The following is a 10,100-nucleotide window of genomic DNA, read 5'->3' on the forward strand; positions in this document are numbered from 1 at the left end:
TGCGTCAGACCTGCCGTAAACGGGCTGGCAGGGCGGACGTGAGCGGTCAGCGTTGCGCTGATCCGCCGTGGCGACTCGGCATCGGCGGCCTCGGTCGCACCGAAGCAGAACCCTCCGGTGGCACGGCAGGCGGCATCCAGCAGGAACTCTTCCCCCGGCGGCGACGCCCCGAGACCGCACCCAGGGTCGTTCCCGGCTGAGGATCGGTGATGAACCGGCTCAGCGCTGACCACTCGTAACCCCGGTCGAAGATCTCGACAGGCTTGCCCACGAGCCGCTCCGGAGACAGAAATACACTTCCATGAAACGTACCTCTGGCTCCTGACGGTGCCTGTGGCGTGCGTCTGCCGGTCCGGGTGTTCGGTGCCTGCCGAGGAGGGGCCGCGGTGGCGCACCGCCGCAAAGAGTGCCGGGAGCGGACGAGCCCGAAACCGAGAGCAGGGCACGCCGAAGACCCCGGCCGCCGGGCGGTCGGGGTCTTCGTTTCGGCTGGCCGGCCGTGGCGGAGGGTACGAGATTCGAACTCGTGAGGGGTTGTCCCCAACACGCTTTCCAGATGTTCGCCCGGGGTTCGGCGAGGCCGTATGCGTCCTGGCCTGCCGTGGAGCGGACTGACCAGAGGCAGTCGGACACGGCTGAACGCAGGTGGACGAAACCAGAACTGAGACCACGAGGCGGCGGGTGAGCGGCTCACGTCGTTCGGTAGACGCTGCCCCAGGCCAAATTCCTACTTGCTTGATAATGTTGACCCCGTGGGTGAGACCTCTTACAGCGTGGGCGAAGGGCCGGCCACCAGGGTCAGCCTCTCCCTTCCCGAGGGGACGGCGGAGGCGATCCGCCGACGGGTCGGCAAACGTGAGTTCTCCGCGTTCATCACCGAAGCGGTGGAGCGCGAGCTGCGCGGTCAGATCCTGGACGAGTACCTGGCCGACTACGAGCGCCGCCAGGGGGCGATCTCCGAGCACGAGCAGGAGCGGGCACGCCGGGTCTTCGACGAGGTGTTCGCCGAGGAGGGGGAGTGGCCCGCCGCAAGCTGAGCCACGAAGGCACCCTCGTGCTCGACTGCGAGGGCCTGTCGAGGTTCGTCAGTGATCACGAGCCTGTCGTCGCCCTCGTCGCCGAAGCACGCAAGCGGGGCATGGAGGTGGTCATCAGCGCGCTCACCATCATCGAAGCGGTGCATCGTCGGACCGAGAAGGCGAGGCTCGCCTGGGTCCTGTCCGGGATGCGGATCGTGCACGTCGGTGACGAGGAGGCCAAGGCCGCCTCAGCCATGCTGATCAACGCCGGACTTCATGGTCACAAGTACGCCATCGACGCCGTTGTGGCCGAGATGGCGCTGCGGCAGCGCCGCCCGGTCGTCATGCTCACCCCGGACATCGACGACATGACGAAGCTCTGCGGCGACAGAGTGCGCCTCGTCGCCGTGTAGCCGACGCCCAAGACCCGGACATCGGAGATGTGAGGGGTCGGCCCGTACGTCTTGCGAACCGCCCCCGGGGCGCAGATACCTCAGTCGGTGGCTATGAGCTGGTGGTTGCTCGGTAGTCGTTGACTTCGCTCGTGGCCAAGGACTCATCCACTGCCGCGCGCGTCGCTTCGCATCAACTGCAACCGGAACCGCGACCACGGAACGACGAAGGCCCCGACCGTGACCGGTCGGGGCCTTGCATCTGCCCTGGTGGGCAAGTGCGGAGGATACGAGATTCGAACTCGTGAGGGGTTGCCCCCAACACGCTTTCCAAGCGTGCGCCCTAGGCCTCTAGGCGAATCCTCCGCCGCAAACAATACAAGACACGGGGGAGTGGTTGCGAACCCGTGGCCCGCGGCCCCGCTCCGGCGTCCGGGACCCCACCCGTGCACGGGCCGTCCCCGGCATCCGGTAGGCTGGGCGCAGCCCCTCACGTGGCGCTATCTCGCTGAACTCCCCCAGGGCCGGAAGGCAGCAAGGGTAGGCGGGCTCTGGCGGGTGCGTGGGGGGCGCTGACGTTCCCGGGGGCGGGCGCGCGGGAGCCGGGGCTTCGCGGCGGCACGGATGTCGGCGGGGGCCGATATCGTCGGAGACGTGTCGTCCCTCGCGCTGTACCGCCGCTACCGACCCGAGACCTTCGCCGAGGTCATCGGGCAGGAGCATGTCACCGACCCCCTCCAGCAGGCTCTCCGCAACAACCGGGTCAACCACGCGTACCTCTTCAGCGGGCCGCGCGGCTGCGGCAAGACGACCAGCGCGCGCATCCTCGCCCGCTGCCTGAACTGCGAGAAGGGCCCGACGCCGGATCCGTGCGGCGAGTGCCGGTCCTGTCTGGACCTCGCCCGCAACGGCCCGGGTTCGATCGACGTCATCGAGATCGACGCCGCGTCGCACGGCGGTGTGGACGACGCCCGTGACCTGCGGGAGAAGGCGTTCTTCGGGCCCGCCTCCAGCCGGTACAAGATCTACATCATCGACGAGGCGCACATGGTCACCCCGCAGGGCTTCAACGCCCTGCTGAAGGTGGTCGAGGAGCCGCCGGAGCACCTGAAGTTCATCTTCGCGACCACCGAGCCGGAGAAGGTCATCGGCACGATCCGGTCGCGCACCCACCACTACCCGTTCCGGCTGGTGCCGCCGGGCACCCTGCGCGACTACCTGTCGGAGGTGTGCGGGCGCGAGGCCATCCCCGTGGCGGACGGCGTGCTGCCCCTGGTGGTGCGGGCCGGGGCCGGTTCCGTGCGTGACTCGATGTCCGTGATGGACCAGCTGCTGGCGGGCGCCGGCGCGGACGGCGTGACGTACGCCATGGCCACCTCGCTGCTGGGCTACACCGACGGCGCCCTGCTCGACGACGTGGTGGACGCCTTCGCGGCGGGCGACGGGGCGGCGGCCTTCGAGGTGGTCGAGCGGGTGATCGAGGGCGGGCACGACCCGCGGCGCTTCGTCGCCGACCTGCTGGAGCGGCTGCGCGATCTGCTGATCCTGGCGGCCGTGCCGGACGCCGCGGAGAAGGGGCTGATCGACGCCCCGGCCGACGTGGTGGAGCGGATGGCGGCCCAGGCTTCGGTGCTCGGGCCGGCCGAGCTGAGCCGGGCGGCGGACATCGTCAACGAGGGGCTGACGGCCATGCGCGGTGCCACCGCGCCGCGGCTGCAGCTGGAGCTGATCTGCGCCCGGGTGCTGCTGCCCGCGGCGTACGGGGACGAGCGCTCGCTCCAGGCCCGGCTGGACCGGCTGGAGCGGGGTGCCGCCCTGCCGGGTGGACTGCCGGGCGGGTCCGCCGGTCTGCCGGGCGGTCCGCCGCCGGCCCCGGCGCCCGGCCCGGTCGCCGCGGCCCCGCCGCCCTCCTCGGCCCCGCCCGCCGCCCCGCCCGCCGCCCCGGCGGAGCAGCAGCCGCGGCAGAGCCCGCAGCAGAGCCGCCCGCCGGAGGACGGTGGACGGCGCCCCGGCACCTGGCCGACGGCGGCACCCGCCGGTCCGGAGGGCGGTACGGACGGCGGGCGCCGTCCCGGCGCCTGGCCGACGGCCGCGCCCGCCGGGGCCGGACGGCAGCAGCCCGGGCCCGCCGCCCCCGCCGTCCCCTCCGTCCCCGCCCCGGCGGCCCCGCCGCCCTCCTCGGCCGCGGCGGGCGGCGTGCCCGGGCAGGGCGCCGAGCAGGTGCGGCGGATGTGGCCCGACGTGCTGGAGGCCGTCAAGAGCAGGCGCCGGTTCACCTGGATCCTGCTCAGCCAGAACGCCCAGATCGCCGGATTCGACGGGACGGCGCTCCAGCTCGGCTTCTCCAGCCCGGGCGCCCGCGACAGCTTCGTCAACAGCGGCAGCGAGGAGGTGCTGCGCGGCGCGCTGGCCGACGCGTTCGGCGTCCAGTGGAGGGTCGAGGCCGTCGTCGATCCCTCCGGCGGTACGTCCGCCCCGGCGTCGCCGCCCTCCTCGGCGTTCTCCTCCGCCGCGGTACGGCCGGCCGCGCCGCAGTCCGGTGCCTCCTTCCGGCCGCCGGCCGCGCCCGTGGCGCAGACTCCGGCGCCGCCCCCGGCGCCCGCCCCGGCCGCGCCGCACGACCGCCCGGACCGGCCGCCGCGGGCGCCGTCCCCGGCGGCCCCCGCCGACACGCGTCCCGGGCCCGACGCGGGCCCCGGCACCGGGCCGCCGCCTCCCGCTCCCGTGGCGCCGGAGGACGACATGCCCGCCGACGACGACCCGGATCTGGACGAGTCGGCCCTGTCCGGCCACGAGCTGATCGTGCGGGAGCTGGGGGCGACGGTCCTGGAGGAGCTCCACCACGAGTGATCCGCGGGCGGTCCCCGGGAAGGCCGCAACCGTCCGCGGCCGTCCGCGGCCCGCGGGTGACCGCCACCCGTCCGGCCGGAGGGAAAAGGACGGCAACGACCACCGCCGTGGCGAGGCCAAGACCGGTGGCGAACGCGTACGCTCAGGGAATACGGAGTGCGCCGCCGTACACCGGCCGGCGTACCCGTGCGCATCCGTCGTCGACGAGCCAGGAGCTGATCCGTGATTCCCGGTGGTGGCCAGCCCGATATGCAGCAGCTGCTCCAGCAGGCCCAGAAGATGCAGCAGGACCTCGCGGCGGCCCAGCAGGAGCTCGCCGAGACGACCGTCGAGGGCTCGGCGGGCGGCGGCCTGGTGAAGGCGACGGTCACCGGGGCCGGTGAGCTCCAGGGGCTCGTCATCGACCCCGGGGCGGTGGACCCGGAGGACACCGAGACCCTCGCCGACCTGGTCCTGGCCGCCGTGCGCGACGGCAACGCCGCCGCGCAGGAACTCCAGCAGCAGAAGCTCGGCCCCCTCGCCCAGGGACTGGGCGGGATGCCGGGCATGCCGTTCTGAAAACCGGTAAGGAGCGTACGGTCAGGGCGGGACCGCGCGGAAGCGAACGAGGGCCCGGTGACGGGCCGACAGCGGGAAGAGTGGAGTAGGCGGCCGTGTACGAAGGCGTGGTTCAGGACCTCATCGACGAACTGGGCAGGCTGCCCGGCGTCGGTCCCAAGAGCGCGCAGCGGATCGCCTTCCACATCCTGCAGGCCGAGCCCGCGGACGTCCGCAGGCTCGCCCACGCGCTGACCGAGGTGAAGGAGAAAGTCCGGTTCTGCGAGGTCTGCGGGAACGTCGCGGAGGCCGAGCGGTGCAGGGTCTGCCAGGACCCGCGCCGCGACGCCTCGGTCATCTGCGTCGTGGAGGAGCCCAAGGACGTCGTCGCGATCGAGCGGACGCGCGAGTTCCGTGGGCTCTACCACGTGCTCGGCGGCGCGATCAGCCCGATCGAGGGCGTGGGACCGGACGATCTGCGGATACGGGAACTGCTGGCCAGGCTCGCCGACGGCACCGTCACCGAGCTGATCCTGGCCACGGACCCCAACCTCGAAGGGGAGGCGACGGCCACCTATCTGGCGCGCATGGTGTCCCCCATGGGACTGCGTGTGACCAGGCTGGCCAGCGGCCTTCCCGTCGGAGGAGATCTGGAGTACGCCGACGAGGTCACGCTGGGACGTGCCTTCGAGGGGAGAAGACTGCTCGATGTCTGAAACCATGCGGGAAACCCCGGCAACGCCACAGAAGCGGAGCCCCGACCGGAGCCCGGACGACTTCGCGGTGCAGATCGCGGACCAGATCGAGAGCTTCATCGTCGCCGTCACCGAGGTGGCCAAGGGCGACGAGCCGGACAGCGCCGTCCCCTTCCTGCTGCTGGAGGTCTCCCAGCTGATGCTGGCGGGCGGACGGCTCGGCGCGCACGAGGACATCGTCCCGGACGAGCGGTACGAGCCGGACACCGGTCCCGAGCCGGACGTCGACGAACTGCGCATGCGGCTCGCCCGGCTGCTGGACCCGGTGGACGTCTACTCGGAGGTCTTCGACCCGTACGCGCGCAGCGCCCCCGTCGCCTGCCGCATCTCCGACGACATCGCCGACGTGCTCACGGACCTGCGGCACGGCATGGCCCACTACCGCGCGGGGCGGGTCAGCGAGGCGCTGTGGTGGTGGCAGTTCTCGTACCTGTCCAACTGGGGCCCCACCGCCTCGGCGTCCCTGCGCGCCCTCCAGTCGCTGGTCGCCCATGTCCGGCTGGACACCCCGCTGGACGAGCTGGACGGCCTGGACACCGACAGCGACGCCGACGACCTCCAGCTGGAGAAGGAGGCGGGCGCGGTGATGGCGGCGGAGATCGCCGCCCCGCTGGGGATCAAGCCGAACGGCGACTGAGCATCCGCCGGGCGAGCGGTCCGTACGTGCCGGCCCCGGGTGGTCCCCGTCCGGGGCCGGCACGTCCCCGGCGCTTCCGGGGCGCCCGGCGCTACCGGCCGCCGATGGTCTCGGTGAGCCGGGCGAACGAGTCGTCCCCGTGTCCGGCGTCCACCCCGCGCCGGGCGAGGTCGTGGGCGGCGCCGAGCACCGAGGCGTCCAGCCCCCGGGCCTCCGCGGTCTCCACGATGTGCGCCATGCCGGCTGCCGCCGACCGCAGGTTCGAGTCGATGTCCGGGTAGTCGCGGGCGTCGGTCTGCCGCGCGAACTCGTCGATGATGTCCGGCAGCAGTCCGCTGATCCCCTTGGCGTACGGCGCGAGGTCCGCCGCCGCGATGCCCTCGGCCCGGGCGAGCGCGAAGGCGTGCACGACACCGGACATCGCCGTCCAGAACACGTCCAGCAGGGCGATGTCGTAGGAGGCGGCCCGGCCCGGGTCCGTCCCGAGGTGCACCGCCGTACCGCCGAGAGCGGCCAGCGTGTTCCGGTGCCGCTCGTAGAGCTCCTCCGGGCCGCTGTAGAGGACGAGCGACTCCGGGCCGCCGATCCGGTCCACCGGGACCATGATCGCGCCGTCGAGGTAGTCGATCCCGTGCGCGGCCGCCCACCCGGCCGCCTCCCGGGCCCGGCCGGGGGTGTCCGCCGTGAGGTTGACCAGGGTGCGGCCCGCGAGGGAGGCGGCGAGTGGGCCGGTGATCGCGTGTACGGCGGCGTAGTCGAGCACGCACACCACGACCAGCTCACCGGCCTCCACCGCCTCGGCCGCCGAGGCCGCCACCACGGCACCGCGGACGGGCAGGTCGCCCGCCCGTCCCGGGGTGCGGTTCCACACGGTGACGGGGTGCCCCGCGGCGAGGAGGGCACCGGCCAGGGCGCGGCCCATCGGGCCGAGGCCGAGGACGGTGACGGGGTTCTTGGCGGAATGGGTCATCGTGAACTCCGGTTCGAACGTCGTAGGTTCAGGGATGAGCGGACAGGGGGATGTGAGTCGTGGACATGTCGCACCAGTGCGGGGTGGGCGCCGCGATCGGCGTGGCGGAGGGCAAGTGGAAGGCGTGGGTCATCTGGGTGCTCGCCGAGCGCCCGCGCCGCTTCGGGGAGACCAGGCGGCTGGTCTCCGGCATCAGCGAGAAGGTGCTCACCCAGCAGTTGAGGGAGCTCGAGGCGGACGGCATCGTGCACCGCGAGGTGTACGACGAGCTGCCGCTCCGGGTCGAGTACTCGCTGACGCCGAAGGGCCGCCGCCTCCACGAGCTGCTGGAACTGCTGGACGCCTGGGGTCTGGACCACCTGGCGGAGCGGTCGTCGCCGGGAACGGCCCCGGAAGCGGTGTCGGTGTCGGTGTCGGTGTCGGACGGGGGCGGTGGCGCGCCACGACCAGACTCCGCCTCCGCCGGCCGCTGATCAAGTACGCACTTTCAGGTACGCACCCCGGGGTCACCGGCCGGGCGGAGAAATCTCCGGGGAATTTCCGGCGGGGCTGTCGATCCGGCCGTCTCCCGTTCGACGCACGGGTGAGAGGCGGGCAACGGCCCCGCCCACCGGCCGAGCAGGAGGAGTCACCGTGCCGCGCTTCATGACCCTGATCCGTGTCGACGAGAACAACATCCCCGAGGAGGCCTTCGGCCCCGAGTTCGAGCAGCGCATGAACGCCCTGTTCGAGGAGATCACCAAGGCCGGCGTCATGCTGGACACCGCCGGGCTCGCCCCGACCTCCCAGGGCACCCGGATGACCTGGTCCGGCGGGAAGGTCGGCTGCACCGACGGGCCCTTCACCGAGACCAAGGAGGTCGTCGGCGGCTACTCGATCATCCAGGCCAAGGACAAGGCCGAGGCGATGGAGTGGACCAGGCGCTTCCTGGAGATCCACCCGGCGGGCGTGACCCTCACCGCCGAGGTCCGCGAGATCGCCGAGGACGGCCCGGAAGGCCAGGGCGGTCCGGGTGGCCAGGACGCCACCAAGGCGCCCTGCCCCTGACACGCCCGCCCGGCGCCGTTTGCCCCGCCGTCGCACGGCTGCTCTGATGGGTGGCCGTGACGGCAGGCAACACGGCCGGGACGGCCGCAGCAGTCGAGACGGTCGAGACGGTCTTCAGGATCGAGTCCGCGCGGATCATCGCCGGTGTCACCCGTGTCGTGCGGGACGTCGGCATCGCCGAGGAGCTCGCGCAGGACGCCCTGGTCGCCGCGCTGGAGCAGTGGCCGGAGTCGGGCGTCCCGGGGAACCCGGGCGCCTGGCTCATGACCACCGCCCGGCGCCGCGCGATCGACCTGGTGCGCCGCCGGGAGACGTACGCGCGCAAGCTGGCGGAGGTCGGGCGGACGCTGGAGGACGCGGCTCCGCCCGAGCCCGGGCCGGCCGACCCGGACGACATCGACGACGACCTGCTGCGGCTGGTCTTCACCGCCTGCCATCCGGTGCTGTCCGCCGAGGCCCGGGCCGCGCTCACCCTGCGGCTGCTGGGCGGGCTGACCACCCAGGAGATCGCCCGCGCCTTCCTGGTCCCGGAGCCCACCGTCGCCCAGCGGATCGTGCGGGCCAAGCGGAAGCTCGCCGAGGCCCGGGTCCCCTTCGAGGTGCCGTACGGCGCCGACCGGGACGAGCGCCTGCCGTCGGTCCTGGAGGTCATCTACCTGGTCTTCAACGAGGGCTACTCCGCCACCGCCGGGGACGACCTGTGCCGCCCGGGGCTGTGCGAGGACGCGCTGCGCCTGGCCCGCGTCCTGGCGGGCCTGATGCCCGGCGAGCCCGAGGTCCACGGCCTCGTCGCGCTGCTCGAGCTCCAGGCGTCCCGGATCCCGGCCCGTACCGGCCCCGGCGGCGAGCCGGTGCTGCTGGCCGACCAGGACCGGGCCAGGTGGAACCGCATGCTGATCCTGCGGGGCCTGGAGGCGCTGCGGCGCTCGGGTCCCGGGCCCCACGGCCCGTACGCCCTCCAGGCCGCGATCGCCGCCTGCCACGCGCGGGCGGTGCGGTACGAGGAGACGGACTGGGCGGTGATCGCGGCGCTCTACGGCCGGCTGGCGGCCCTGACCCCCTCCCCGGTGGTGGAGCTGAACCGGGCGGTCGCCGTCTCGATGGCCGAGGGTCCGGCGGCCGGACTGGAGCTGGTGGACGCGCTGGCCGCCGAGCCCGCCCTGACCGGCTACCACCTGCTGCCGAGCGTGCGCGGCGACCTGCTGGCGCGGCTGGGGCGGGGAGCGGAGGCGCGGACCGAGTTCGAGCGGGCGGCGTCCCTGACGCGCAACGCGCGGGAGAGGGAGCTGCTGCTGGAGAAGGCCCGGCGCGCGTTCACCTGATCGGGTGAACTCGGGCGGTCTCGGGCGGCCCCGGACGGCCCCGCGTGAACCAGGTCTTCCCCGGAGCTCGAATCCCGGGGCCCGGGCCCCGGGATTCGAGCTCTGCCCTGAAGGAATGGGTGGGTCGGTAGGACCCACCCACCCTCCCCGCACGGTGCCCACCTGTACGTATGACTTTCGGTCCGCGGGAGGAAACGGATCGTCGCGGCGAGGTGGCGTGCCGCCAGACGCAAACGGCCCCCAACGGTGCTAGCAACACCGGCCGGGGGCCTGACCAACACGATCGACAGGACTCGATCCATGGCTTCCGGTGGGGGAATTGCTTCTCTGGCCCGCTCTGACCTCAGCGGTGTGCGCGGAGCCGCGCTGTTCACCTCGGCGCGGCATACCTGGCCTGTTAAACACGCGCCACATATATAACGGACGTATGGCTGTGACCAGGAAGGTTCGCCGGTTCTCCGGTGGCGTGTACGACCTCGGGCTCCACGTGGTGTGGTGCCCGAAGTACCGCCGTCCGGTGCTCGGTGGGCGGGTCGCAGAACGACTGGAGGAACTGATCCGGGCCAAGGCG

11 protein-coding genes, 1 tRNA gene and 1 other RNA gene are annotated in these 10,100 nt (G+C 72.8%); 11 read left to right on the plus strand and 2 right to left on the minus strand.

Annotation, left to right across the window (positions count from 1 at the left end):
- Positions 1 to 752: 752 nt before the first annotated feature.
- Together V1L54_RS09780 and V1L54_RS09785 are read left to right on the plus strand one after the other, a co-directional pair.
- The gene (locus tag V1L54_RS09780; RefSeq protein ID WP_330117511.1) at positions 753 to 1,037 is read left to right on the plus strand and encodes a hypothetical protein; all 285 of its coding nucleotides are present in this window, start codon (positions 753 to 755) and stop codon (positions 1,035 to 1,037) included.
- The gene (locus V1L54_RS09785) at positions 1,019 to 1,432 is read left to right on the plus strand and encodes a DNA-binding protein (RefSeq protein ID WP_330117512.1); all 414 of its coding nucleotides are present in this window, start codon (positions 1,019 to 1,021) and stop codon (positions 1,430 to 1,432) included. Before V1L54_RS09780 ends, V1L54_RS09785 begins: the two co-directional genes overlap by 19 nt.
- A gap of 260 nt (positions 1,433 to 1,692) precedes the next feature.
- On the opposite strand, the gene V1L54_RS09790 is transcribed toward V1L54_RS09785, so the two are convergent.
- Positions 1,693 to 1,777, minus strand: a tRNA-Ser gene (locus V1L54_RS09790).
- A 115-nt stretch (positions 1,778 to 1,892) separates the two neighbouring features.
- On the opposite strand from V1L54_RS09790, the gene ffs reads away from it, so the two are divergent.
- The 5 genes from ffs (at position 1,893) to V1L54_RS09815 (ending at position 6,190) form a co-directional block, all read left to right on the plus strand.
- An RNA gene (gene ffs, locus V1L54_RS09795) (signal recognition particle sRNA small type) lies at positions 1,893 to 1,991 on the plus strand.
- Between the two features lie 74 nt (positions 1,992 to 2,065).
- Entirely contained in the window at positions 2,066 to 4,261 is a 2,196-nt protein-coding gene (locus V1L54_RS09800; RefSeq protein ID WP_330117513.1) for a DNA polymerase III subunit gamma and tau, read from the plus strand.
- A gap of 222 nt (positions 4,262 to 4,483) precedes the next feature.
- Entirely contained in the window at positions 4,484 to 4,819 is a 336-nt protein-coding gene (locus V1L54_RS09805; protein WP_100202939.1) for a YbaB/EbfC family nucleoid-associated protein, read from the plus strand.
- Between the two features lie 95 nt (positions 4,820 to 4,914).
- Positions 4,915 to 5,514 carry a recombination mediator RecR gene (gene recR, locus V1L54_RS09810; protein WP_330117514.1) on the plus strand — a complete coding sequence of 200 codons (600 nt, stop codon included), beginning with the start codon at positions 4,915 to 4,917 and terminating at the stop codon, positions 5,512 to 5,514.
- The gene (locus V1L54_RS09815; RefSeq protein WP_330117515.1) at positions 5,507 to 6,190 is read left to right on the plus strand and encodes a DUF5063 domain-containing protein; all 684 of its coding nucleotides are present in this window, start codon (positions 5,507 to 5,509) and stop codon (positions 6,188 to 6,190) included. The genes recR and V1L54_RS09815 overlap by 8 nt, the downstream gene beginning before the upstream one ends.
- A gap of 91 nt (positions 6,191 to 6,281) precedes the next feature.
- On the opposite strand, the gene V1L54_RS09820 is transcribed toward V1L54_RS09815, so the two are convergent.
- On the minus strand, positions 6,282 to 7,160 hold the full coding sequence (locus V1L54_RS09820; protein ID WP_330117516.1) for an NAD(P)-dependent oxidoreductase: 879 nt from the start codon (positions 7,158 to 7,160) through the stop codon (positions 6,282 to 6,284).
- A gap of 65 nt (positions 7,161 to 7,225) precedes the next feature.
- Between V1L54_RS09820 and V1L54_RS09825 the strand changes: the two genes are divergently transcribed.
- From V1L54_RS09825 to V1L54_RS09840, 4 genes are all read left to right on the plus strand, one after another.
- Entirely contained in the window at positions 7,226 to 7,633 is a 408-nt protein-coding gene (locus V1L54_RS09825; RefSeq protein ID WP_330117538.1) for a winged helix-turn-helix transcriptional regulator, read from the plus strand.
- 160 nt (positions 7,634 to 7,793) lie between these two features.
- The gene (locus tag V1L54_RS09830) at positions 7,794 to 8,207 is read left to right on the plus strand and encodes a YciI family protein (RefSeq protein WP_330117517.1); all 414 of its coding nucleotides are present in this window, start codon (positions 7,794 to 7,796) and stop codon (positions 8,205 to 8,207) included.
- A 56-nt stretch (positions 8,208 to 8,263) separates the two neighbouring features.
- On the plus strand, positions 8,264 to 9,529 hold the full coding sequence (locus V1L54_RS09835) for an RNA polymerase sigma factor (protein WP_330117518.1): 1,266 nt from the start codon (positions 8,264 to 8,266) through the stop codon (positions 9,527 to 9,529).
- A gap of 427 nt (positions 9,530 to 9,956) precedes the next feature.
- Positions 9,957 to 10,100, plus strand: a 144-nt coding sequence (locus V1L54_RS09840) for a transposase (RefSeq protein WP_330117539.1), incomplete at its 3' end; no start/stop codon positions are given.

The sequence above is a fragment of the Streptomyces rubellus genome (assembly GCF_036323805.1).
Classification (GTDB): domain Bacteria; phylum Actinomycetota; class Actinomycetes; order Streptomycetales; family Streptomycetaceae; genus Streptomyces.